This is a genomic window from Vibrio sp. 1159, from assembly GCF_033340395.1.
In the GTDB taxonomy this organism is placed as follows: Bacteria; Pseudomonadota; Gammaproteobacteria; order Enterobacterales; family Vibrionaceae; genus Vibrio; species Vibrio alginolyticus.
This window is the reverse complement of the sequence record NZ_JAWOWL010000013.1, coordinates 65,706-88,221: the sequence shown is the minus strand read 5'-3', so window position 1 is coordinate 88,221 and position 22,516 is coordinate 65,706. Positions and strand designations below refer to the sequence as shown.

Sequence of the window (22,516 nt, the reverse complement as noted above, 5' to 3'; positions counted from 1 at the left end):
TTACCTCCTAAGCCCGACCGCAACGAGAAGAAAATCCCATATTTTGAGGTGAAGAGGTAGTTCCTCCTCCATATGTTGCGTTTCGTAGCTTTGCATCAGTGGTTCAAACTTGGTTGGATTGCACAGCAATTCGTAAACTGTTCGGTTGGGCTTGGTGATCGGCTTATTCGGAGTGAATCCATGTTTGTTCTGGAGGTACAGCGCTACCGCGCCACTTCTGGATTCTCCGTAATAGCAATGAACGAAGATCTGATCGATACCGCTACCAACCAATCCATCCAGGAAGGTGGACAGCTTTTCAGCCTGGGATGAGTCAATGTAAGAGGCGTAATTCATCCGGAACGCTGCCTTCATCGTGTGGATGGTGTTCTCAGAATAGCCGCCGTCATAGAAGCTATCGCGGTACAACTGCCCCCACTGTCCGAGAGCGGCAGGGGACTTGTCTGGGTCAGTTATGGAGATCATGGCCGCACCGGGAACCGGCTCCAGTCTTTCGGCCTCCGCTTGACTAATGAAAAAGACTTTTTTGCTAAGCATGTCCCATCATCCCCTTACAAGGATGTGTTGCGAGTAGCTCACGCGCCTGACTTTGCCCCTCTTGAGTATCTACAGGAGCGGTCGTATACACACCTCCATGCCGCAAGTCCACAATACTGGTCCGACAGCAAGAACCTACGTTCTGAACTTTATTGTCCGAATCCAAACCAGCAAAAGTATGGCACGGTCCAGGGAATGGTTTCCTGCAAATAGAGCAGCGCTCAAAGTTCTTATCGAGGATTCTCTTTAAAACTTTCTCAAATTTGTTTTTGTTTAACATCGAGTTCTCCACACAAAGTTACTGGCCGAGCATCCCAGCCAAGGTGGTCTGCTGGCCTTCGCTACAAGGTGCAAATCCGGCAAAAGCACCGGCATTAACCTTGAGCTCATCAAAGCGTCCATCGGTGTCCCGGTAGTACACCTTACGTTTTCCAATTCCACCTTCGAGGTTTGCGGCCAACCAGGCGATCACTGCATCAGCATCGTTCGTAACTGATGCTCCCTGATCCAGATCGATAAGTACCAGGTGGGTGTCCGTCTGGAGTGCCACTTCAAAGGTCGCTCTTACATCAAAAATCACTGGTCGCGCTCCTTGTAAAAAGTGGGCATTCAGCACCACCTATCCTATTCCAAAAACTCTACTTTTTCAAAGATACATTTTAATAAGTAGAACAACAGCAAGAGGAACTCAAATTTATTTACCGTAATTATCATAATTACGGTAATACGGTAATTTTACAGATTTGGATGGAATGGTATAAGATGTCTCGCTGGAACATACTTGCTGAAAAAACGCTTAACAACGATAGTGAAAACATCATGTACAGGTGCGAGAGATAATATGTATAAGAGCCTTGAAGATCTGATGGCGGGTATTTACGAGATGGCAGCGCCAGATGGCATCATCTGTAACGAGGTTTCCAAATTCCTTGCGGCCAACCAGGTCAAGCCGGAAGACATAAGCTCTGGGATCTGGTTTTTCCTGTGGCTGAAATCAGCTCCCAAGGATGCGAAGCCAATCCAAAAAGAAATCCCCGGATTTGGAGTTGTTCTCAACATGCCGACTTATGGCGGAACGCTCAACGAAGCAATCACAGGGTTGATCGAGAACGAGTGCCGTCAAATAGAGCTCGCTGAGGGACATCCGAGCCTTGAGGCTTGGGTTGAATCAGTATTAGCCGGTCGAGATGACGGAGAGGAAAATGAAGCTGCGGCCAATATCGTGGATCTGCTTAATGGGTGTCACGACCTACTGGATACAGCAATAATCAATTACCTTTTTAAGGTGGGAAAAATCAACGAGCAAGAGATTTTGTCGCTCATCTATTATGGAGAGCTATGTGACCACTCTCTTGTCGGTACGCCTTTTTCAACGTTACATATCCCGAGTGAAAATAACGTCCACGAACGTAACATCATCCCCATTAAAAAAGGAGCCAGTTAGGCTCCTTTTTGTTACTCAGGGTTTGCTTTGAGAAACAACTTCATTCCAAGTATGCAGCACCTTCGATAGGTGCTGATGCTTTCTGGTGAAGTCCTTATCATCCAAGAGTGCTTTAAATGGCGCGTTCAGGTCACTGCATGTGACGTTCTTGCCGATCACAGACAGGGTATCCTGGAGTGATCCACCAGCAGCATCAAGCCCCATTCTATCGACGGTCTCACTACTCACCATTGCCTGGACAACATTGGTGAATGCCTTTGAGTTGAGCTGCTCAACGCTCAGGGCTGTATTGCATTTCTGCTCAACCGCTTGCTTGTACTGGATGGTGTACTTTGCAGTGATAGGTGACATGGTGTTCATCGCAAGTATGTATGCGTCTACCTCACTGGTCGGTAATGTCGCGGCATAGACTGACGAGCATGATGCGGCTGCGGCCATTATCAAAGTTATTACCTTCTTATTCTTCATTTCTCTGAAATCCCCCTTTAAAATATGGAGCTACAACTCATTTGTACCAATCATAATACTATTGATTTCCAAAAGTATCTCTCTCTACTGACTCTATGATGGCTCGCCTTCCAAACACTTGGCCGCTGGCGGCGGCTGGGCCAACGCCAGAGCCTGATCCACACTATCATCCGCCTGAAAAAAATCTCATTACCTCTGACGGATAAAGAAACAGATTTCCCCCTTTGGCAAAAAACAGATACCAAACAGAAAAAGCCACAGAAAAAACACCTGCAACACACACTTCAAATCTATTTCTTGCAGAGAAATACTTGTAGTGCTTTTTTTCGTATCTCGGGGCTCTCATTTTGACTAGATTTTTCAATGTCAACCAAAGAAAGATAACCCCAGTAGGAAGGATAACTATCACAACCCCAAAGAAATAAATTGTGTATATAATAAAATCAAACCAGTTATTGATTTCCATAAGCCGTCCCCAATGCTGCGCCAATAGCAGAACCATGTGAGCCGTATTTAATCCCTGGATTCCTCATTAGCTCTCTTTAACTTTAATATTTTCCTTAGATTTAAGTATCCATAGATTCCTGAGAACACTCCATACCCCCCCCAAACACCAACGGACAGATATAAGGCGAATTTGCTTAGAGGCCCATTCACATAATTTAATAAAGCGAACACTGCAATTCCTATAAAGGCTCCAGCTAACGGAAATCCAAGCAGATATACTGCTCTATATTTTAAACCGGTTTTTTTCATCTTATTATTTATCTATATGTTTTGAAATCTTATCTACAATGGATGTAGTATCCATATTCATTATCCTCCCTGCTTTTTCAATCAGAAACTCAGCTTCATTTGTTATGTTCTTTGACTCTTCATTAATAATGTCAATGATAGTTTCTAGTGCGATTCCATACTCACCCACATCAATAAATTCTTGCACTTCTATACTTTCAGATTCAGAAAACGAATCAGACAGCACCATAAGCAAAAGATCTAGCGTGGATTCAATTTCTCTATATTCATTTTTCATTTTGGATTCCTTGGTACGTTTGTTGGAAAACCTGAAACAATATCACCATTAGATTCTTGTATTACACGAACATTAATACCTTCTTTAACTGCCTCTGCAATAGTCCTACCACCGCGCCCAGCCTTTCGAGAAACATTTGGATCGGTAGCTATATCGGAAATGACGTGCATAATTTTTTCATCAGACCAACTTTGAGGAAACTCACTTTTTCCAGGCTTGCCTGTTCCTGCTCGATGCCCTCCACCAGTGGCGTCACCATCAAGAATATGCTTACGTCTCTGGGAACTGGCTAGGTCTACAAAATCATCAGCCGTATTTTTAAAAGCGCGTTCCGCAACATTCCCTAGCGCCTTATAGTTGCCAGGCAGGATAATCCCAGCAGCAAAAAGCCCCCCGGAAATCCACTTTTCTCTTGAGGTCGCACAATCACTGGTGATGGTCTTGAAGGTGTCATAGGCGTCCCAAGCGCTCAAGGCAAAGTCTATGGCAACATAAGCCCCCAGAAGAAGCGGCACAAACTCCCCTGTTGGATCTGCATTGCCTATCGGGTTGCTCAGCGCATAGGCATAGGTGTTAATCCCACCAGCCAGCCCAATCGGGTCACTGGTGATGTAACGCCCGGTATTCGGGTCGTAGTAACGCCGCCAGTTGTAGTGGAGCCCGGTCTCCGCGTCGTAATACTGTCCTGGGAACCGCAAATTGAAGGTCGGCCCCTGAGTGGTGATGCTGGCCTTACCGAACGGGCTGTAGCTCGCCTTCCAAACCACTTGGCCGCTGGCGTCGGTTAGCGCCTTCGGGGTGCCCAGATGATCGACGTGGACTTGATAGGTCTGTCCTGACTGAGCAAAGCTCAAGGGGGTGCCATCGAGCCAGATATACTCCGCCAGCACGTCTCCAGTGGCTGCGTCCAGCTCCTCGATGAGGTTTCCTGCCAAGCCGTAAATCAGTAGGCGGGTCTGGCCGTTTAGGGTCTTAGTTACACGCTGATCCAGATGGTTGTAGGTGTAAGCTGCTGTCACTCCAGCGACCGTTGCGGCCACCAGCCGGTTCTGGCTGTCATAGGTGAAGGTATCCGCCCCCTGCTTCGTCAGGTTGCCATTGGCGTCATAGCTTCTGGAGGTTTGCCCAGTCTTCACCAGCCAGTTGTTCATGTAGTTGATGGTGTAGCTTTGGCTCAGGCCATCGGTCGTGATCGAGGTCCTGTTGCCGGTGGCGTCATAGCCATAGCCCAAAACGCCATAGAGCCCCTCAGCAGAGGTGATGCGGCCAACCGCGTCATAACCGAGTGACTGATTGACTGATGAGCTGAGATTGTCGTCTATGGCTGAAATCAACGAGTCTGGCGTGTACCGATAGACCAGCGAATGCACTCTAGTAGCGTCGATGCCGGTGACTCGGTAATTGAGATCCAAAGAGCGACTTTCTGAAATGCCGTTCCATCTGACCATACTGGTGACGGGGCCAAAGGGCGCTCGCTCGATCTGGCTTGCCAGGCTTGTTGTGGTGCCTGCTTGTGTCGTTGCCACCTCGATGACGTCACCGGCTAAATCACGGGTGTAGGAAACCTCACGACCACTGGGATACGTGATCTTCGTGATGAGGCCTGCACCATCGTATTGGTACTGGGTAGTAAGGCTCTGCCCGTGGGTTTCCCAGGTCTCGTAAGCCAACCATCCTTCGGGTGTATAGCCATATCTCCGGACACCGTTGCCATCATCGACTGAGGTCAAGCGGCCCATGCCGTATGGTGAGGTTGCTTCGTCGTACCCGTACAGAATTGGCGATTCGCCAGCGACACCGCTGGATGCCTCGATGATCCGGTTCAGCGCGTCGTAGCTGTAGCTTGTGGTTTGTCCCTTGGCCGTCTTGCGCGTTGCCACGTTACCGGCTTCGTCATAGGTAATGTCGGTGGTGCCGGTGTCCGGGCTCCGGACCTGAGTCACTTCGCCAAAGCCGTTGTAGCTGTAGTAGGTCAGGCGCGAACGAGGGTCGGAGACACGGTAAACATCGCCGGTATCCTTGTAGAGCACCTGCGTGACCTTCCCGAGTGGATCGGTCGTTTGTGTCCGGTGATGGAAGCCGTCGTACTTGTAGGAGTGTGTGTTACCAGAGGGACTGGTCTCCTGTATCAGGTTTGCCACCACATCGTAGGAAAACGATGACTGATTGCTATAGGCGTCGGAGACACTGGAGAGCCAGCCGATTTCGTTGAAGATCCGGCGCTCTATCCAACGGGTCTGGCCCAGCGCATCGAGCAGTCGCTCTTCTACTGGGTTCCCGAGGTCATTGAGCTCAAGCTCGCGCCGGTTGCCCTGTGCATCTGTTTCCGCCACCAGCCGATGTGCAGCGTCGTACTCATAGCTGACGGTTGCACCATTTGGCTTAGTCAGCGAGCTCAGGAGGCCCACAGCATCATAGTTGTAGGCCGTGGTTCCTTCTGGTCCAGTGGAGCTGACAAGTCTTCCTCTGGCGTCATAGGTGAGGGTTTGGGTTACACCGTTGACGCCCTGAATGGTCCCGGCGCGACCGTTCGCGTCGTAGTCACCAAACTGCATCACCTGCCCCAGCGCGTTTGTTGTCCGGATCAGGTTGCCCTGGTCATCGTAGTCAAATGTCGTAACATCGCTGACGTCGGTGCGCGGACCATCAACCGAGGCCAACAGGCTCGGCTTTCCTGTACCAACAGGGGCATAGGTGTAGGTCCATGTCCGGGAAGCGCCCGAGCTGCGATCTGTGACCTTGCGGCTTATCACCCGGAGATGAGTGTCGTAGGTAAGCTCAGTGATCCTGGTTGGTTCCGTGATTTTTGCAGGGAGCGACTTGGAAGGAAGCCAGTCGGTCGTAACCTTGCCCCCATCCTGGTCTATCTGGGTGGTTTCCAATCCCCGGTCGTTATGGGTGAACGTGCGCTTCTGTCCAGCACGATCTGTAATGCTGGAGACGAGGCCTTTGCTGTCGTAGACGTAGGTTTCCTTGCCTCCCACAAAGCCGGTACACGGCGCACCCTCAACAACATCAGGCTTGAGCATCCCGTTGTGACGGCTGTAGGTATATCGCTGAACGTGGCCGAGGGCGTTGGTGACAGAGACGCTTCCGTCAGCGTTGTAGCTTACCTGAGTCTTCTCTGCGCCCCCGGCGTGTTCACTTAGAACTGCCATCCCCTGAGCATCATATCCCCATGTGGCGAAACGGTTGCCGTTCTCGTCCACCAGCCCAGAGAGCAAACCCGGTGCATTCGGGTCATCGTAGAGATAGCTGCGGCTCGTATTGTCCTGGTAGATCACTTCCGCCAGCTTGCCAGCGCTGTTGTACTGGTACTGAATACTGCCACCAGCAGGATCGGTGACACTGACCATGCGGCCATCTTGATGCTGGAACTGGATGTTGCGGCCAAAGCCGTCAGTGATCGAGGATAGCTCTCCGTTCAGATAGCTCAGGGTGATGTGATTGCCGTTGGGCTTCTCGATGCCGGTCAGTCGTCCGGTTTCATCATAGGCCTCGACTACCCCGTCAGATTGAGTGTAACGCCAGCCGGTAGCATCCTTCGTCAAGGTATCATCGGTTTTCCATGTTGGCACCCAGACAGAGGACGAGTTGTAGAACGCGAGTTGTTGCCCTTCTGGCCGGTGCAGGACAACCATGTTCTCACCGTACTTCGAGGCGTTGACCTCGACGCTCCGCGAGTAGGTATGCCGCCAGCCGCCGAGCTCTTCATCAGGAAGGTGGCTATTGTAGTATCTGGTGAATGTGAAAGGGTCGGAGCCTCCGCTTTGATAATCCAGTTCAGCCTGGAACTTGTTGCCGGTGCCAAGATGGATAGGGTTCCCTACACACATGGTCGTTGTTGGTAAGCCGAGATCCCTGTCCAGGAACGGTGTTTTATCCATCTCACCCGGCAGAACATAGGTTGAGCGCCAGTAGACCGTAGCTGGGTCGCCAGTGCAGGTAGTGGGGTCATAATCGCCAGTAGCACCTAGATACTTAAAACAGATCCTGGAGACATAACGGCCATCACCATAACTGGCAACCGGATAAAGCGCATCCCCAACTGGCGTTCCCTTCCCTTGCTCCTCACCAGAGCGATAATTCTTCATGAAGGAATGCGCGTCTATGATGGTGTTGAAGCGCATTTTGTCTACTTCGGTGCTCACGGCTACAACCCGCCATTGTGCAAAAGCAACGCATGGCAAAGTTGCGAGCACCACAACGGCCAATGACCGCAGGTTTCGCATCAGTAAAAGGGAAGGTCTCGATCTCATTTACAGCTCCAGTTTTTATGCTGGAGCTATTTTCAGGTGGGAGAGTCGTTATCAACGACTGCGTTTTTGCCCTTTTAGGGTATGAATACGTGATTTGGAGAGGTTGTGTATTCAGAACAAATGAGAAGCAGGTTACTCATTTCGCTCAAACACTGTGACAAGAACACGTTTTTGGTTGTCGTCGTTGATCACCATCAGGTACTTGAACTTGGAATCTCTATGGCCCCAGACTTCCACGTTATCTACGCGGCCATACTTTCTGGCTTTATGGCGAGCCACTTTCTCGTCAAAGGGTTGAACCTGTAACTCTGGATGCTGGAGGCGACCAACGAGTGAGGCCCACGGTTTTTTAGGGTCTCCAGAGGTTATCCGGGCCTGATACTGATCGATGGCATGTTGAGTAACAAGGACGGGACCAATGGCCGGTGTAGAGATTTCGTCATGGGTTTGAGTATAGGCTTGCTTGTCCACATCGAGGAGCTCAACGTTGCCCTCACCCGGCTCATCCATAAACTCCATGCTCTGCGAAACTTCAATAGTAGCGCCCTTTAAACGTCCAGTGAGGCAAGCCGCAAACTTGAATGCAAACTCCTTGGTGGATTTGCCCAGCGCCAGCTTTTTAATCGCACCTTTGGATACCACCAGCTTGTAACCAGCACCAGCACCTGGCTCTCTGCAAAAAACCTGTTTGTCCAGCGCCAGATAGCGAATGGCTACGAGCTCAGCCAAAAGATCTGCCTCCTCGTTGTCAAAATCAATACGAACATCAAGGATGCCTTTCCGTTTTGTACCAACGCGCCAGAATACAAGGGCTGAATTATTAGAAGTTTTCTTCGAGACAGTAGTCAGTGTCATCATGGTCTATTTCTCCATTATCGGGATAATGGTCGGCATCGCCGCCAGCACCCCTATTCGTTAGGGTTCATTTAGATGCTACCACGGGTTTTAAAAATGCAACCCCTAGTGCCACTCTATTTGTGGTCCCAAGTATTTTTATAAGCTCGGGCTAGGCGTTTCTCTATCACTTCTGACAAATTGCAACCATCGACTTCTGCCAACCGCTTCAAAATCCTGTGGGCTTTATCGCTTATAGTTATGCTTTTACCAACACCATATCCCCTTCTGCGACGTTGCCTAATTGATGTCCCGAGTTTATTGATTTGCTCTGCTGTCAGATATTTATTAATCCATTCAGTGAGTTCTGATGGTGATCGCCCCATGCTGTTCAGGCTGTCCACGGCTTCAAGTTTCTTATCGAATGGGACGTCACGCCAGAAAGCTGGGCGCGAAGCAGCTCTGAGGAGATAGATCGCCGTAGCCTGAGCATCTTCATTGGATACTTTCAAAAAAACACCTTTACCGTTACATGTCACACCAACTTCATCGTGACATGTAACACTTCAAACTGCAAGTATAAAAAAAGGCCAGCTATTGCTGGCCTTTACGTTCATTATCGCAGTTACTCTTTAGGCGTTGTGATGCTTTTTTTCCTTCTGTTTCTCATGGTAGAGATACAGACTGCCGCCAGTGACGACAGTGAAAAAAATGAGCAACCCCAACATGCCTAATGTGAAAGCGTCCATTTGACCCCCTTAGGAATTGCTGACCTTGGTTAAGATTATACCATAGATCCACAGGATAACCCCAATGACCAACACCAAACCGGCTTCTTTGACGGTTATAGTGTCCCCAGATACAGCCAATCCTACAATACCGACACCGATGGCTGTTACGGCGACCTTACGCAGGTCTTCACCGATAGCTCCCAGAGTCTTCTTGTCAGGAGAGAAAAGACGCACAAACCACGTCTTAATACGCAAAAACTTTTTCATGATTACCTCCATAGTTGAAGAGGAGGCGAATCATGCCCGAGAGGGCATGAACACCCCCTCAGGGTTAAAGTTTTAGGCAGACAAAGCTGTTGGCTTCGCCTTGTTCATCTTCATTGAGTTAATGATCTTCGTCGCTTCATCAGCAAACGGGCCAGTAACTTGGATAGGCTCCCTTCTTGCGAAGGAGGCTGTCACCATCATTCTCTGGCCGTGCATCAGATGACGATACCGAGACCGCATAAGCTCAACGTAGGCCGCAGAGTCCCCCTCCCACCCCTCAGGGGGAGAAAAGGGGCACACCGCGTCGTTACCAGGCGTTGTATCAACCTTCGAGACATCAATGACGGCCATACTCAGCTCTCCTTCTCGCAATGAAATCGCGCAGGTAGCGAGCATTCGGGAAACCGAGGCTTCCCTGACTCATCAGGACATCGTTCCAGTCAATCCCTTTCGCTCTGGGCGGGATCGGGAGTTTAGGCAGCAGGACGTACACACGAATGCCGCGCTTCTCCAGCTTGGCTTTCAGCACGTTCGCTGACTTCTCACCAGTCACAGACTTATCTTTGTCAGCCCAGATCAGTACGGTGTGAACACCTTCTGGAACCTCGAAGGACTCCATCAGGGTCGCATTGACCGTTGACCAAACCGGGATTTGAGTGACTCGATAAGCTGACAGGGCTGTTTCCAGCCCTTCTGCAACACCCAGGATACCCTCAGTCGGTTCACCGAGGCGGATGGCCGCGCCATTGACATCCAAACCGTCAGGAATGGGCATCATCTTCTTGGCGTTGCCGACCTTGGCTTTTTTACCGTTTTGGGTGAGATAGGTGCGGTGGAGCGTTACCAGGTTGCCTTCCACATCTCGGATAGCGCAGACGATAGCCGGGAATTTCCCAACTTCATTGCCATCTTCGTCGTAGTAGGCCATAGCCGGATTGAACCGCAGACAGTCTGTTTTTTCTACTTCATCAACCTTGAACAGAAGCTCGCGGTTTTTGAAGTACAGACGCATTGGCTCAGTCACATGACTGGAGAACGGCAAACACTCGTTCCATACCTTCTCGATTTTCTCACGGAGACGAGCACTGTAAGCGCGTTCGCGCTCCATTCTCTTCTCCATTTCTTCTTGGAGCTCAAGCAGCCAAGGCTTAGGTTGTTCACGAAACATCGGAACAACTTTCGGCTTGTTTTCGCTGCTTTGCTCTTCCGGTTGTGTGGCCGCATGTTGTACTTGCGGTGCCGGAGCTTCTACCGTGCGGTTGACCACAGGGGCCGACTCAACATGGTGACTCACCGGCTCAACACCACCGTTCGAGCGAGCGCGGAACTGCGTTACCGTAGCGCCGCGACGTTCCACCAGCCAGGTGTTGCGATGCGTTTGCATAGGTTGTTCTCTCACAACATTCCCCTGCTCGTCCTTAACTTCAACGACGACAGTTACAGGCTCGCGCCCGAGGTTTGTCATGACGATCTCATCCCCATACTTGGCTTCACTTTCACCAATGGCTCTTTCAAGATCCACGCCCCAGATGGTGCGTTCCAAACCGCTCTTGTCACGGATGAAGGCAAAGTAGCTGAGCTCGTTGTCTTCGTTATGCTCATAAGGAGCTTTACCGTGGGCAATCAGAGTACCGGCAATGGATTTTTTACGATTCTTGGAATCGAGAACCTTGTTATTCACCTTCATAGGCTCTTGCTGAACAGGCGCTTTGGCCTGGACAGGAGCTCGTGTCGGTGCAGCGGCTTGTTGATACTGGGGTTGCTCTTTCTCAACGCCCAGATAATCACCAACCTCGCTCAGGCACTGTTTAAAGTCCCAGTTATTGAGCCACATCAGCAGCTCAAAACCATCATGATTGGCACCGCATGTATTGCATACGCCGCCACCAGTCAGGTGGGCATCCTTGAACAGTCGGAAGCCATCTTTCCCGCCGTGGATAGGACAAGAAACATGACGACCAGGTTTACGGAGAGCTGGTTCAAGATGGGGCGCTAGGGCCGCCAGGATGAATAGCCAGTTTCCGTTTGCAGCTTCACGAACGGTGTCAGCTTTGTAGTAAGACATAGGTTTTCTCCTTAGCGTGAACCCCAGCATCGAGGCTTCCTTAAACCCCCGTCGCCAGGGTTTTAAGGAAACCCCGACACCGGGAGAATGTGCCAAGGAGGCTCCCCAGCCGGGGAGAACTCCCCGGCGAGGGGTTTAAAAAGGTCGCCCCCGAAACGGAGGCGAATTTTGTGAATATCACAAGCACAAATGAGTGCCATCTTCCGAGGCCATCATGATTGTGACATCTGCGGTTACAGGATCTGACTTAATCACAACCTCAGTGGGTTTGAAAAAGCCATCTACAGTGGGCATGGGGTAATAAAGACGAATCTTTCCCCAATTCTTGTTGTCGGTAAAAGCGACCTTTGTTTGAGCAACACAAAGCTGCAAAAACATGAAAAGGAAGTCTTCTACCGAGTGCTTACCATCTGCACCAAATACTCCATCGACAATTGCCGGGGTCACTGCCACATTGGTCAGGAAACCAGCTTGTTTACCGATGGAAGATTGGTCCACCAGCAGACCATCATTGATGGCTTGTTGACGGATTTGGGCGAGGTCCAATTTAGCTACTTGGTTCATAAGGTGTACTCCAAAGTTAATGGGTACACCTACCCCGTGCGGGGAAGTGTACCCGCATGGGTTATTGAAAGGTCACGGCCAAAGCCGAGCTTTAAGGTTCCGAGTTTTACGCTGGCTGAATGCGCCAAAGAACGGTCGGAGGAAACGAGTCAGCGACACGCTTCACATTCGCGTAAAGAGTGTCCTTAAAGACACGCTCTAAGCGACGACCACCTTGACGATAAACCAACTTAAAGTCTTGGAATTTGTTCATGGATACCTCCAGAAATAACGGGAGGTATCTCCAGCAGGAGATAGACTCCCGCAGGGATTAATAAATTAACGTTAATTTGCTGTTTGTTTTTGGCGACCAGCTATCGCACGCTTTCGCCCTCAGGGAGGACAAAATCTGCTTACTGATGGCTTAACCATGAGTAAGAAGACTTGGGAAGTAAAGCAGGGGTTTCCCCCTGCCTTGTTATGCCGCTTTGAGGTGGCGAGAGAAAAAGTCCCTGGTTTGCTGGATAGCGCCCCGGAGAAGTTCTCGTCTGTAGCCAGCGTAGCTCTTGTCATCACTGGCAACGGTCAAGCCGTGCAGACTCTCTTCACCCAGGACAATCTCGTTTTCACGAGAGAGTACCTCAACACGTAGGCCAAGCACTCGCTCTTTCCCTTCCAGGATAGAACAAATTGTTTGGTCTCTTACTTCGTCATCCCAGTGGCCCATATCGAAATCCCGCTCAGGGAGTTCAGTAACACGCACCAGGTAGTTTTCAGTGGCCCGTTCCCAAACCACTTCATCTTCGCATGGAGAGGCCTCGATCAGCGAGTACCCGTCCGCTTCGAGCTTCTTGGAAAGACTTTTTACATCATCCGCCAGCTCCAGCACAAAGCGTTCCCAGAGGTCTTGCCAGCGCTCGACCATATCCTGGTTAATCCCTTCAATGCCGGTGCCAATCATGGAATCATCATCAGGGAAGATCCCTGTGAAGTCCACGTTGTCGTCGATGTTCATGCAGTTCCAATGGCTGTAGTGATGCCCGTGACTATTCCGAGTAATGGACAGGTCACAGGAACCATATTCGCGGAGGACAGAAAGCATATTCTCAATGTCTTTCTGTGCCATCAGGTTCTTCACGCGGCTGACAGCATCCACTTGGCCGGGCTCAGTGCTGAATAGGCGATTCATGAGAGCTTTGACGTCATCAACGCTCAAATCCCCGTAGAAGGCTACGCCATCCCCCTGGCAGTATCCGAGACTGTACTCAATCGTCAGATCATCCGGGTATCCACACTTAACCAGTTCGTTTTGAAAATGCTGTTTAATCATTGGTATCTCCTTAATTTCAGAGGGAGACACCATCCCCTCAGGGACCGATGTCCCCCGTGGGGTTAATGTTTGGGTTAAGAAGCCTTGCGGTTTAATTCAGTATCAAATCGAGGACCTTTGAGAACCGCAGTTTTCATAACCTCGAAGTTTCTTGGGTAACGCAGCTTTGAAACTGCGCCAGCTCGGATGTCGGCAGCCTCACTTGGAGAGACTAGCCTTAACCCTTCGCTGGTTTCAGCGTAGAACCAACCGGCATAACGCTCATAGGCATTCTGCTGGTACTGTTCAGTCGCCATATTCTTCCGGATCGCCTCTGTTAAGGCCTCAACAACACCGTCATCTTTCGTGATGATGTTGAAAACATGAGAGACGGTCAGGAAGTTCCCAAAGAAGCAGGCTGCCCCAAGCCAAGGCTGGAACATTTCGCCATTTCGCCCCGTCCTCACCATTGGTTCAAACGGGTATGGGCGATAACAGTGATACTGCTCAAACATCGGGTCAAGAACGTTGTCACCCAGGACATCCAGTAAAGTCTGAATGCTGTCCGGGTCTTGGCCTGCCCACTTACTCCCATTGCTGAGAATCAGTGTTTTACCGTCAGTACGCTCCAGAGCTTGTTCAAAGTTAGACATAGTGCATTCCTTTTGGTTAGGACGCACCACACCCTCTCGGGATGATGCGCCCGAGTGGGTTAGTTGAGAAGGCTTAGCCGTCAAGTCCGTAAATTACGGCGGAGCCGGGCTCCATCTCGACAACTTGTGCGCTTCCTTCTTCTATCAGCTCCTGCATGTAACCAGACTCAGCATCCGGATTACGTTCGCAGTGTTCGTCCCAGCGTTTCAAAAGCCCTTCTGTGGCTTGTCCGTGGGTCTCACCAAGGCCGATAAACTCATAGTGTCCTGTGTTTACGATGATCACCACCATAGCTAGTGCTCTCCTACAGGTCACTTGGTACATACAGGTCATCTTTGATGGCAGAAAAATCGACAGGAGACTGGTCCCCATAGGTTCGATTCACGCCACCAGCATCATCGACACTGACAAAAACCGTGCGGAGTAAACCGCTGGGCTTTGCAGGGTAAACGATGCTGACATGCTGACCTTTGTACTGTTCTGACAAAGTGCTTTGAAGCTCATCAACCGAACGGAATTTCCGGTCGCGGCCAAAGTCCTTAATCTTGATGTCGCCAGGGATTGGATTAGTCATCGTTACCCCCTGCCAGCAGTTTATCTACTGAATGGCCGAGTCCGTTACCAAACCATTTGTCCAGAGCGTCGATTTCCGGGAAGTCCGATTTCACCTGAGCAACAACACGTTCCATTTTGCTGAGAGCATCCTGGAACTCAAGGCCATTACCTGCGGCCACCTCAAGTTTGCACTTGATGTAAGCGGAGTAGGTATCACAGGCCTTAACCAGTGATTGTTCATAGCCACCGGGAGCGAAGGCTATGGCGACTGCATCCTGGAGTTCTTCGGGAAGAGTCTGGATGAGTTTGTCCTCTGCGGCCTTTTCCAGTCGTTCAAACTCACGCTGCAAAACAGCGTTTGCTTTCTTGACCGGTGTTACAACATCCGAACAGAGAACCTCGGCTGCATCATGCAACGAAGCATGAGCAAGCATGACTGCCAGATCCACCGACTTCCCTTGCTGAATGGCAATATTGCCAGCCAGGTAGGAAAGCAGGGTAACAACAGCGCTGTGTTCCAACACAGACTCCGGTTGAACAGAGTGCATCAGTGACCAGCGTTTGATCAGGCGTTGGCGCAAGGCCAGAGCTAGAAAGCCGAAATTTGAATTAGACATAGTGCCTCCAAAATTGGTTGGAGGTACACCAAAGCCGACCGGGCCTTGGTGTACCCGGTTGGGTTACTTAGTTATCTCGGGTCAAGCTGCTTAGCTATAGCGAGTAAAAACGGATGGAATGGATGATCTTGCGGGACACCCCCAACAAGCTCACGGGCTAAACCGACTGAGTTTGTAGCCAACACCTCTTTGACGGCCAGAATGATTTCATTGTCGATTTCATCCTGGGTCTTTCGTTGTTGGTCCACCAGCCGACTTAACTTGTCTAGGCTCATGCTTCTCTCCTTTGTTTGTGGGAGAGAACCCAGGAGGGGTTTCCTCCCGAGGGGTTAGGTTATTGCTGTTTTGGGCCAGCTACCGTTATAGCCAGCAAGCGCTGACAATGAACAAAGAGTATGACAGCCACCTAAAAGGGTAAAACGCTGTAATTGCCCTTTTGGGGTGCAAAAGAAAAAGCCCTCCCGAAGGAGGGCTTTTTATGCGGCCAAGGACAAGCCTTGCTGTCCTCTTTGCAACTCTGTGTCGTCGCGGCGATGTAAGCGTTGAACCGCCTTGATCATCGTTCTGACATGTCGCTCCAAAGAGGCTGGATGGCGTTTTGACAGTAGGTTGATCCAGTCGAGATAGATAGCAAGCGCGGAACCTTCGGTTAGGGCTGCCTGTATCGCCTCATACTGCCCTACGGCACTCTGGACCACATCATTCACCCACTGGGCGTCAGTATTGTCCAAGAGCTCGCAGAGGGCCGTATAAGCCTTCCTTCTGGTCGCGGCCATGTAACGACGAATGTTGGCGTTTCCGCTCCCCTCTCGCCCTTCCATGACGCTCATACAGAATGCGCTGGAGTAACAAAGCATCGCGTCAGTCACGTAGTTAAACCATCGCTCCTGATGCCGTTTCTGTTCTTCCATTGCTTCCTGGTCAAGTTGCTTCTCGATGAACAACCCCGTCGGAGTACGGTGGTGCAGATGGTACTTGAACGTTAAGTGCAAGTTGACCCACCAGCGTACCGTTGCCAGTCTTCCCTTGATTTTTCGCTTCACCAGATCTTTGTACTTAGCATCGCTAAGCACTTTGACATCCTTGCGCTGTTGGATTCCTTCCATCGTCTGTAGCCCTGTAAGGCCCATCTGGTGGTAGGTTTGACCTCTTTGCATCATACGGTGATACAAAGCGCCTTTTCCTTTCGCAAGCTGGATTGCTCCGAACCGAAGGTAGAACTGCGCTGCACTACCGGGCGTATAATGTCCCTTTAGTACAGACTCCCTTAGTCGCGGGTATTCGTTCCAGATGATGAACGCAGCGGAGTCGGGATCGACTTTCACTTCATCATCTTCTGCGAAGCAAACCACCCTTCTCTTTCCGTCTGCGGTATTGATCACTTGCGCTGCCAACGGGTCATCCCCGCCGTCAAAGTAAGCCATTTCCGCTAACGGATCGGCCAAGCCATCAGAAAGCGAACCATCGCCCCAGCGACCAACCTTCAACCACAATGGCTTCGGAATTGGTGACTGAGGAACGGTTTCACACTGCGGCTCGTCTTCCAGCAAGTCCAGATCACCCATCGACCAAACCCTGTGGTAAATCTCCAGGGCATGGAAAGGCTTATCATTGAAATGATGGAAGGCCCACATGAAGTCGATATGGACTAAAGCCTCTTCCGATATGATCCGGAATTGTGGCTCTGCCATTCGACGGTTCCAGTCGTTATCCTCTGCTTGACCAGTAGCCAGCTTGTATGCCAGCTCATCAGCTCTCTTTTGCTCCATGTAGTCCATGCTGCAACAGACATGAAGCAATCGTTCTAGGAAAACAGGACTGTAAACGTCCGGCTGTATTTTGATGTATCCGCCCTCGTAAATCGTTCGACCTACGGGATGGCGGTCTTCCCATGCGTACCGGCGTTTTGCCAAGTAGCGCTGGATGCGGTTCAGCCCCGACATATAGCCATGCCTTTCAGGGTCCGTGGCAAGCAACGTCTCCATTGACTTATCCAACCCAACAGCCTGGCAAGCCCAGCAACCGAAGCGAGCGCCACAGGCGTCACTGGCCTTCTTCTCTGTTGCCGACCACACGCACTCCCCTGTTGCCGCCTTGTAAAGCTCTGCCGTAGTGACATTGCTCTCCAAGTAACTTGGCAGAGGATATGCTGAGCCCATGCCAGCGGATAGTAAGAACTCCCAGACATCACTCGCCAACCAGTTTTTCACCACATACAGCTCACCCCCATCTTTCGTCTTAATGACGCGATCTGAGCTTCCTCGCTGTTTTGCAATGTTGGCCGCACGAATAGTGCTTTCAGCATCACGACTGCCCAGCAAAAGGCAGACTTTCTGTCGAACCTCTTTGGGAAGCTCTCGCATATAAGCTGCCTTCGCTCTTTTGGCAGAGGTGATTTTTAAATCCTGGCTACACTGGCGGGCCGTGGAGTTGGAAAACGTAGGCAACCCCCTCCCAGTAAGGATTCGGCCCGTCCAACTCTGCGAGATCCCAGGCTTTGCTAGAACGATGGTCAGAGGAAGGTTTTCCTTCGCAATGAAACGCTCCAGCTCGGCCAGTTTCTGATCCGCCAGCCACCTTACCTCTGGGCTTTCGATCAGTGTGTCAGTGTGCAAGATGAAGTGGTGCTGGCTGATGGTCGCCCCACTCCTTACAGCCCGGATCAGGGCCATCAGGAACAGGTGCAAGACCGTTTCAGAATCTTTACCACTGGAATAGCCGATCATCATGGTCCACCCATCAATTAAGGCCGTGTGAATGGACTCAACCGATGACGTGATCAACGATGACAGACTGGTTCCTCTACTGGCATCAACGAAGTTCAAATCCTCGTTATCAGTCAGTTCTGACCAAACAGAATCCCACTTATCCCCACGCAAAAGCACTGGGATGGGTTGTTCTGATAGATCAAAGTTTAATGTTTGTTGCATAGGGCCTCCTGGATTAGCAGGGTGCCCATCCCTTCCGGGAAAGCACCCCGGTAGGGTTAAAATTGAATCCTGGCTATCAGACCTGAACTAGCTGCTACTCGACATCTGGTTGTCTTCGTATTGCTGCTTGGCCTGTTTCACCAGATCAATGTCACCGTCTTGCAGCTTTTGAATATCAAGCTGTAGACGAGCCTTGTGTTTCAACAGTTCAGCGACCGCATTATCAATGTGATCAATGAGCGATTGGTTTTTTTGGATGGTGTAACTGTTGAGTTCATCGAGCAGGGGCCATGCAACACTCGAATGAGTGTTGAGCAATGGGTACTCTGCTTCGATCTCACAAACCACACCGTTTGCTCCTTCTCTGTAATGAGGGAACCCGACACGCAGACCGATACGACGATCCAGCGCTGCATTTACAGTACATTCCAAAGAAGTTCGGTTTGAAAAAACATCGTTGACGTTTTTAGACATGCTATATCTCCGTTCAGTTTATGACGGAGCCCCCCTAACAGGAGGTGCTCCCGTCAGGGTTGATAATTTGCTGTTTGTTTTTGGCAGCCAGCTACCGCACTTGAGCGCCTAAGGCACTTTCCGAAGCACCCTGGGAAACCGAGATGCTTGGGAAAGCGCGGGGTTTCCCCCTGCGCTGATTACCCTTTTTAAGGGGCCGGTACGCCGATTTCTCGGCGCACTCAGGTTGAAGCTACACAGTCAAGAACCAACGTTTCATAGGGACGGTGATGTCTATCATCCCGTTTCCACATGGATTCTGGCCCCAGAATCTGTAGGTCGTCTCATAGAAGTCAAACTCAGACAAGGACTGAATCTGCGCTTCTGAGATCGGCTCAAATGGTCCACCGCAACCGATGTGCATATTGAGCCCATAATCTCGAAGCTCTAGCTCTCCGAGATTTAGCGTCTTCCCGCCCACACAAGCAACCAAGTTCTGGTTTCTGACGTCGCCTTCTTTGAACAGCAAAGCTGACTCATCGTAGCTCCCATATTGGTTGGTAAACTTCACAATATGCCCGTGCTTAGGTGAGGTTTGTTCCGACAACTCTTTCAGTAATCGCTTTACGCTTTGAAATCTCGCGTACAGAGCTGGCGTAAACTGCCCAGAGTAGTTCAAGTTTGGGCAGATCATTTCAAGCATCTCATCAGGTACAGATTCAAGCCCCATTTGCGCGGCCAATGGCTTCGCCTTTTTCAGACCTTCCTCAAGCACTCTCTGATTTACAAGTTGTTCTAATGTGTTCATTTGACTCTCCACTTTCGAGAGAGCAATGCAAGCCGTCTCCGGACTTACATTGCCCGTTAACGGCTTTATTGGTTTATCCCAAGAGGTACGGAGCTACGCCAGTCAGGAAGCCCATGACTCCCAACACAGCGCCAACCACGCCCAATTTGATTGACAGTTGGACACTTTGATCCGGATGGTTCCAGAACCACTGCCAGACTTCCCAGCGCCTGGCTCTGCGAACCTCAAGATTTACAGTGTCTTTAAAACGAACACCCAGAGCATCTACCGCATCGTAATCCAGCGCGACCGCCAGCTTTGTGATGGATAAATTCCCAGGGTTGCCCATCGCATACCGGAGAACCTTTGCTTTGGTCTCTGGGTTTACGATCATAACCGGCTCCCTCCTGAAAAAACGGGTCTTGTCTTTTCGCTTGGAATCCATGTTGCGGTTATGGAACCTGGCAATGCAGTGTTGAAGGCCTGAATCCTCGGGAGGTAAAGGCACAACAGTTTCGATTTTCATGATTACTCTCCTTTCGGATAGGCCGGAGCAAAGGCCTTTCGGCATTGCCCCGGTGAGTTACTAATGAACCAAAGATGAAGTGACCATGATTGCGTCTCCGGACATCATTACCGGGAGATATTCGCAAGGCTCATGGCCGCAGCTCTTTTTAGTTCCGTTAGGTGAATAGACAGCCAATTGACCATCCATAATGTTGAAGGGCATCCCCTGTTTTTTCGCTGCCGGTGACAGCTTGAGAGTGCCCTTTGCGTCAACCAATGCCGTTGCCCAATGGAAGTCTTCACCACCGATCACCGGCTGTGATTCATCCACGACTTCGACCATGATTGGCATCATTCCAACCCAGCTCCACAGGCTGTTCCCTAATGCGAGGGCTAAAGCCTCGAACGCGGGAAAGACTACCGATTGCCCGAGAATCTGGTGGGCAATAGTGTCCGACAGACCTTGGATGAGTTCCTCTGGTATCCCTTTCACTCGACAATGTTCTGTCGGTGTAAAGATGCGAGACAACTCCGGCTGTTCTGGATGAACAATGAAAGGTTCGGTACTTCTGCATTTTGCATAGTCCTTACCTATGGTGCCGCAAAACTCATCGTCGCCAGTCAGAAGCTGGCGAGAGAACCCCTTGCCAGCAGCTTTGTCTCTCAACTCCTTCTCAGCCAGATAGTCAAATGACTTCCAACGTTCAGAATCGAGCGGAACTGGCTCCAGGATGTCCTGTATGCGACTTTCCTTGGTGCGAACAGGCTGAACCTTCTCAAGTTCAAACCCGTCGATCCCGTGGGAAAGCGCAACAACACAAAGACGCTTGCGGCGCTCAATAACCCCAAACTCATTGCCGTCGAGAATGCGCTCTTGTAGGGAGTAACCCAACGAAGAGAGCACCGAACGAATCACTTCCATCGAAGCGGTGTTCTGGTACTCAGGCACGTTCTCAATCAGCACAACGGCTGGGTTTAGCGCTTCTACGAATTGCAGGAAGTTGAAGAACATGGCACCTGCCGCCTCATGCGATTCGGCAAACTCCAACTTGTTCTTACTGCGACCTGACTTTGACGCGCCGGTACACGGTATGCCCCCCATCAAAACATCCACCTGTGGTGGGCGTTTGCTGAGATTCACAGCCTGGATTGGCGATTCGATAACAATAGAATCTTCGTTCCAAAGCTCCGGGTTATTTGCCAAAGACGAATCGAGATATTTCCCTTCCATCTCCACGGCCACAGATATGGCACTGGCAATTCCCGCCTTGTGAAAACCGGCGTGAATCGCTTTATCAAGCACACCACCCCCATGAAAGAGGCTGCATACCGAAAGCGATTCTCCATTCTCCAGCTTACTGATAAGCCGGTTGACGCGCTCGATCACTCGCTCTTGTTGATGGTGAGCAGAGATCACAATTGCGCCGTTACGGATGAACACGCGGAGCATCTCTACACCGTCAAAAACGGTAGCAAGCTCCTGCACGGTCAGATCGATGATTGGAGACACCCGGCCATTGCGCTCGCGCTTACTGATGGTGAACTTACCCTCCTCTTTGACGCGAAGCACAACCTGGGAATCTTTCAGCTCCAGATCATACTTCATGCCAGGATAGTAACCTTCACGCAGTAGCTTTTGGCCTTCCAGCCAGACGCGCTTCTTGCCTCGATGTTCTCCTAACTTGGTGTTTACGATAGTAGCCATGAGCTCTCTCCTTTCGGTTGAGAGGCCACTACCGTCCCAATCGGGAAGTAATGGCCCCGATGGGTTTAAAGTGGTTCTCAGTTCACAGCGATGCCGTGAGACTGAATGGCATTAGCAAAGCCAGCCATTTGTTCAGGGAAGGTGTAGCGGTTGATGTCCTGGCTGCGAGCCAGATTGACATGCACCTTCTTCACCTTCGTTTCGTCAGAGTCGTACTTTTCAAGCGCCAGCTTCTCAGCTTCTTCCGGATCTCGGCCCAGCGAGTAGGCGTAAATCACAGAGGTGAAGCCAAGTCCTGAGCCGAATGCGTAGACTTGTTTCTCGAAATGGACGTCAGCGAAATAGATGCTGAATCCGGATTTGAGGTTATGTTTTTCCATGATGCACTCCAAATAGTTTGGGGGCGCACCACGTCCCGAACCGGGCGGATGCACCCGGTTTAGGGTTAGTAGATTGCTCAAGCTGTTACGCCAGCCTGAGCCTTTATTGCTTCAAGCACGATCTCTGCTTCCTTGATAGAACCAGTGCTGTACAGCTTATGCAGCACCCGGCCAAGGTTCACAGAGATCTTTTCTTTCACTTGGAGATACTTGACATAGAAGTCATACAGTTTCTCCGCCTGCTCAAGGTGGGACATGCTCTCAACGGGAATGGTATTCCCTGGATTGCAGTACCACTTTCCGAGCACCTTTTGTACAAATCCCTCTTTGTCTCCTACGAACTGATTTGTGCCAAACACCCCACTGGTTGGTGAGCGTTGAATAACAGAAATCGGATTCGCAAAGCTGGCAAGAGTAGTCATAGTTGTGGCTCCATGT

General features: G+C 50.5%; 27 protein-coding genes. 1 reads left to right on the top strand and 26 read right to left on the bottom strand.

Annotation, left to right across the window (positions count from 1 at the left end):
• Both R7127_RS12410 and R7127_RS12405 read right to left on the bottom strand, forming a co-directional pair.
• Nucleotides 1–537 (bottom strand): hypothetical protein, encoded by a 537-nt coding sequence (locus R7127_RS12410; protein WP_000949433.1) that lies wholly within the window; start codon nucleotides 535–537, stop codon nucleotides 1–3.
• 298 nt (nucleotides 538–835) lie between these two features.
• Nucleotides 836–1,117 carry a hypothetical protein gene (locus R7127_RS12405; RefSeq protein ID WP_000575657.1) on the bottom strand — a complete coding sequence of 94 codons (282 nt, stop codon included), beginning with the start codon at nucleotides 1,115–1,117 and terminating at the stop codon, nucleotides 836–838.
• Nucleotides 1,118–1,318: 201 nt separating this feature from the next.
• Between R7127_RS12405 and R7127_RS12400 the strand changes: the two genes are divergently transcribed.
• Nucleotides 1,319–1,981: a hypothetical protein gene (locus R7127_RS12400; protein ID WP_015063586.1), complete on the top strand. Its 663-nt coding sequence runs from the start codon at nucleotides 1,319–1,321 to the stop codon at nucleotides 1,979–1,981.
• 15 nt (nucleotides 1,982–1,996) lie between these two features.
• Here R7127_RS12400 and R7127_RS12395 read toward each other — a convergent pair whose 3' ends face one another.
• The 24 genes from R7127_RS12395 to R7127_RS12275 form a co-directional block, all read right to left on the bottom strand.
• The gene (locus R7127_RS12395) at nucleotides 1,997–2,449 is read right to left on the bottom strand and encodes a hypothetical protein (RefSeq protein ID WP_000791469.1); all 453 of its coding nucleotides are present in this window, start codon (nucleotides 2,447–2,449) and stop codon (nucleotides 1,997–1,999) included.
• A gap of 166 nt (nucleotides 2,450–2,615) precedes the next feature.
• Nucleotides 2,616–2,915 (bottom strand): hypothetical protein, encoded by a 300-nt coding sequence (locus R7127_RS12390; protein ID WP_011872911.1) that lies wholly within the window; start codon nucleotides 2,913–2,915, stop codon nucleotides 2,616–2,618.
• Nucleotides 2,916–3,209: 294 nt separating this feature from the next.
• Complete coding sequence (locus tag R7127_RS12385) at nucleotides 3,210–3,482, bottom strand: MafI family immunity protein (protein ID WP_000787563.1); 273 nt, start codon at nucleotides 3,480–3,482, stop codon at nucleotides 3,210–3,212.
• Entirely contained in the window at nucleotides 3,479–7,741 is a 4,263-nt protein-coding gene (locus R7127_RS12380; protein WP_001257734.1) for an RHS repeat-associated core domain-containing protein, read from the bottom strand. Before R7127_RS12380 ends, R7127_RS12385 begins: the two co-directional genes overlap by 4 nt.
• Nucleotides 7,742–7,873: 132 nt before the next feature.
• The gene (locus R7127_RS12375; protein ID WP_000988732.1) at nucleotides 7,874–8,599 is read right to left on the bottom strand and encodes a hypothetical protein; all 726 of its coding nucleotides are present in this window, start codon (nucleotides 8,597–8,599) and stop codon (nucleotides 7,874–7,876) included.
• A gap of 113 nt (nucleotides 8,600–8,712) precedes the next feature.
• Nucleotides 8,713–9,087: a hypothetical protein gene (locus R7127_RS12370; protein WP_000868821.1), complete on the bottom strand. Its 375-nt coding sequence runs from the start codon at nucleotides 9,085–9,087 to the stop codon at nucleotides 8,713–8,715.
• A gap of 246 nt (nucleotides 9,088–9,333) precedes the next feature.
• The gene (locus tag R7127_RS12360; RefSeq protein WP_000714162.1) at nucleotides 9,334–9,573 is read right to left on the bottom strand and encodes a permease; all 240 of its coding nucleotides are present in this window, start codon (nucleotides 9,571–9,573) and stop codon (nucleotides 9,334–9,336) included.
• Between the two features lie 72 nt (nucleotides 9,574–9,645).
• Nucleotides 9,646–9,969: a hypothetical protein gene (locus tag R7127_RS12355; RefSeq protein ID WP_015058952.1), complete on the bottom strand. Its 324-nt coding sequence runs from the start codon at nucleotides 9,967–9,969 to the stop codon at nucleotides 9,646–9,648.
• Entirely contained in the window at nucleotides 9,911–11,638 is a 1,728-nt protein-coding gene (locus R7127_RS12350) for a toprim domain-containing protein (protein WP_000122923.1), read from the bottom strand. Before R7127_RS12350 ends, R7127_RS12355 begins: the two co-directional genes overlap by 59 nt.
• Before the next feature lie 177 nt (nucleotides 11,639–11,815).
• Complete coding sequence (locus R7127_RS12345; protein WP_001077335.1) at nucleotides 11,816–12,202, bottom strand: hypothetical protein; 387 nt, start codon at nucleotides 12,200–12,202, stop codon at nucleotides 11,816–11,818.
• Nucleotides 12,203–12,308: 106 nt separating this feature from the next.
• On the bottom strand, nucleotides 12,309–12,455 hold the full coding sequence (locus tag R7127_RS12340) for a hypothetical protein (RefSeq protein WP_001032042.1): 147 nt from the start codon (nucleotides 12,453–12,455) through the stop codon (nucleotides 12,309–12,311).
• 204 nt (nucleotides 12,456–12,659) lie between these two features.
• On the bottom strand, nucleotides 12,660–13,511 hold the full coding sequence (locus R7127_RS12335; RefSeq protein ID WP_000595210.1) for a hypothetical protein: 852 nt from the start codon (nucleotides 13,509–13,511) through the stop codon (nucleotides 12,660–12,662).
• A 74-nt stretch (nucleotides 13,512–13,585) separates the two neighbouring features.
• Nucleotides 13,586–14,143, bottom strand: a complete 558-nt coding sequence (locus R7127_RS12330; RefSeq protein ID WP_000064431.1) for a pyruvate dehydrogenase — start codon at nucleotides 14,141–14,143, stop codon at nucleotides 13,586–13,588.
• Nucleotides 14,144–14,216: 73 nt separating this feature from the next.
• Nucleotides 14,217–14,468, bottom strand: a complete 252-nt coding sequence (locus R7127_RS12325; protein ID WP_012728221.1) for a hypothetical protein — start codon at nucleotides 14,466–14,468, stop codon at nucleotides 14,217–14,219.
• Nucleotides 14,449–14,718: a hypothetical protein gene (locus tag R7127_RS12320; protein WP_000184110.1), complete on the bottom strand. Its 270-nt coding sequence runs from the start codon at nucleotides 14,716–14,718 to the stop codon at nucleotides 14,449–14,451. Before R7127_RS12320 ends, R7127_RS12325 begins: the two co-directional genes overlap by 20 nt.
• Nucleotides 14,711–15,316, bottom strand: coding sequence for a 5'-deoxynucleotidase (gene yfbR / locus R7127_RS12315; protein WP_000071870.1), 606 nt, complete (start codon nucleotides 15,314–15,316; stop codon nucleotides 14,711–14,713). Before yfbR ends, R7127_RS12320 begins: the two co-directional genes overlap by 8 nt.
• A 71-nt stretch (nucleotides 15,317–15,387) precedes the next feature.
• Nucleotides 15,388–15,591 carry a hypothetical protein gene (locus R7127_RS12310; protein ID WP_000050848.1) on the bottom strand — a complete coding sequence of 68 codons (204 nt, stop codon included), beginning with the start codon at nucleotides 15,589–15,591 and terminating at the stop codon, nucleotides 15,388–15,390.
• A 201-nt stretch (nucleotides 15,592–15,792) separates the two neighbouring features.
• A complete protein-coding gene (locus tag R7127_RS12305) occupies nucleotides 15,793–18,246 on the bottom strand; it encodes a phosphoadenosine phosphosulfate reductase (protein ID WP_001187970.1) in 2,454 nt (817 codons plus the stop codon).
• A gap of 87 nt (nucleotides 18,247–18,333) precedes the next feature.
• Complete coding sequence (locus R7127_RS12300; protein WP_000042274.1) at nucleotides 18,334–18,720, bottom strand: hypothetical protein; 387 nt, start codon at nucleotides 18,718–18,720, stop codon at nucleotides 18,334–18,336.
• Nucleotides 18,721–18,952: 232 nt separating this feature from the next.
• Complete coding sequence (locus R7127_RS12295; protein WP_001093868.1) at nucleotides 18,953–19,507, bottom strand: hypothetical protein; 555 nt, start codon at nucleotides 19,505–19,507, stop codon at nucleotides 18,953–18,955.
• Nucleotides 19,508–19,580: 73 nt separating this feature from the next.
• Nucleotides 19,581–20,012 carry a hypothetical protein gene (locus R7127_RS12290; protein ID WP_000687894.1) on the bottom strand — a complete coding sequence of 144 codons (432 nt, stop codon included), beginning with the start codon at nucleotides 20,010–20,012 and terminating at the stop codon, nucleotides 19,581–19,583.
• 60 nt (nucleotides 20,013–20,072) lie between these two features.
• Nucleotides 20,073–21,698: a DNA cytosine methyltransferase gene (locus R7127_RS12285; protein WP_000201432.1), complete on the bottom strand. Its 1,626-nt coding sequence runs from the start codon at nucleotides 21,696–21,698 to the stop codon at nucleotides 20,073–20,075.
• Nucleotides 21,699–21,775: 77 nt separating this feature from the next.
• Nucleotides 21,776–22,078 (bottom strand): hypothetical protein, encoded by a 303-nt coding sequence (locus R7127_RS12280; RefSeq protein ID WP_000410925.1) that lies wholly within the window; start codon nucleotides 22,076–22,078, stop codon nucleotides 21,776–21,778.
• 77 nt (nucleotides 22,079–22,155) lie between these two features.
• Nucleotides 22,156–22,500, bottom strand: coding sequence for a hypothetical protein (locus R7127_RS12275; protein ID WP_000209093.1), 345 nt, complete (start codon nucleotides 22,498–22,500; stop codon nucleotides 22,156–22,158).
• Nucleotides 22,501–22,516: the final 16 nt, after the last annotated feature.

Excerpts from the sequence above, each read along its gene's own strand:
- R7127_RS12375 (WP_000988732.1), bottom strand. The coding sequence starts at position 8,599 with ATGATGACACTGACTACTGTCTCGAAGAAAACTTCTAATAATTCAGCC.
- yfbR (WP_000071870.1), bottom strand. The coding sequence starts at position 15,316 with ATGTCTAATTCAAATTTCGGCTTTCTAGCTCTGGCCTTGCGCCAACGC.
- R7127_RS12305 (WP_001187970.1), bottom strand. The coding sequence starts at position 18,246 with ATGCAACAAACATTAAACTTTGATCTATCAGAACAACCCATCCCAGTG.
- R7127_RS12310 (WP_000050848.1), bottom strand. The coding sequence starts at position 15,591 with ATGAGCCTAGACAAGTTAAGTCGGCTGGTGGACCAACAACGAAAGACC.
- R7127_RS12390 (WP_011872911.1), bottom strand. The coding sequence starts at position 2,915 with ATGGAAATCAATAACTGGTTTGATTTTATTATATACACAATTTATTTC.
- R7127_RS12380 (WP_001257734.1), bottom strand. The coding sequence starts at position 7,741 with ATGAGATCGAGACCTTCCCTTTTACTGATGCGAAACCTGCGGTCATTG.
- R7127_RS12340 (WP_001032042.1), bottom strand. The coding sequence starts at position 12,455 with ATGAACAAATTCCAAGACTTTAAGTTGGTTTATCGTCAAGGTGGTCGT.
- R7127_RS12410 (WP_000949433.1), bottom strand. The coding sequence starts at position 537 with ATGCTTAGCAAAAAAGTCTTTTTCATTAGTCAAGCGGAGGCCGAAAGA.
- R7127_RS12330 (WP_000064431.1), bottom strand. The coding sequence starts at position 14,143 with ATGTCTAACTTTGAACAAGCTCTGGAGCGTACTGACGGTAAAACACTG.
- R7127_RS12345 (WP_001077335.1), bottom strand. The coding sequence starts at position 12,202 with ATGAACCAAGTAGCTAAATTGGACCTCGCCCAAATCCGTCAACAAGCC.
- R7127_RS12275 (WP_000209093.1), bottom strand. The coding sequence starts at position 22,500 with ATGACTACTCTTGCCAGCTTTGCGAATCCGATTTCTGTTATTCAACGC.
- R7127_RS12395 (WP_000791469.1), bottom strand. The coding sequence starts at position 2,449 with ATGAAGAATAAGAAGGTAATAACTTTGATAATGGCCGCAGCCGCATCA.
- R7127_RS12325 (WP_012728221.1), bottom strand. The coding sequence starts at position 14,468 with ATGTACCAAGTGACCTGTAGGAGAGCACTAGCTATGGTGGTGATCATC.
- R7127_RS12300 (WP_000042274.1), bottom strand. The coding sequence starts at position 18,720 with ATGTCTAAAAACGTCAACGATGTTTTTTCAAACCGAACTTCTTTGGAA.
- R7127_RS12285 (WP_000201432.1), bottom strand. The coding sequence starts at position 21,698 with ATGGCTACTATCGTAAACACCAAGTTAGGAGAACATCGAGGCAAGAAG.
- R7127_RS12280 (WP_000410925.1), bottom strand. The coding sequence starts at position 22,078 with ATGGAAAAACATAACCTCAAATCCGGATTCAGCATCTATTTCGCTGAC.
- R7127_RS12320 (WP_000184110.1), bottom strand. The coding sequence starts at position 14,718 with ATGACTAATCCAATCCCTGGCGACATCAAGATTAAGGACTTTGGCCGC.
- R7127_RS12290 (WP_000687894.1), bottom strand. The coding sequence starts at position 20,012 with ATGAAAATCGAAACTGTTGTGCCTTTACCTCCCGAGGATTCAGGCCTT.
- R7127_RS12385 (WP_000787563.1), bottom strand. The coding sequence starts at position 3,482 with ATGAAAAATGAATATAGAGAAATTGAATCCACGCTAGATCTTTTGCTT.
- R7127_RS12355 (WP_015058952.1), bottom strand. The coding sequence starts at position 9,969 with ATGCTCGCTACCTGCGCGATTTCATTGCGAGAAGGAGAGCTGAGTATG.
- R7127_RS12335 (WP_000595210.1), bottom strand. The coding sequence starts at position 13,511 with ATGATTAAACAGCATTTTCAAAACGAACTGGTTAAGTGTGGATACCCG.
- R7127_RS12360 (WP_000714162.1), bottom strand. The coding sequence starts at position 9,573 with ATGAAAAAGTTTTTGCGTATTAAGACGTGGTTTGTGCGTCTTTTCTCT.
- R7127_RS12350 (WP_000122923.1), bottom strand. The coding sequence starts at position 11,638 with ATGTCTTACTACAAAGCTGACACCGTTCGTGAAGCTGCAAACGGAAAC.
- R7127_RS12295 (WP_001093868.1), bottom strand. The coding sequence starts at position 19,507 with ATGAACACATTAGAACAACTTGTAAATCAGAGAGTGCTTGAGGAAGGT.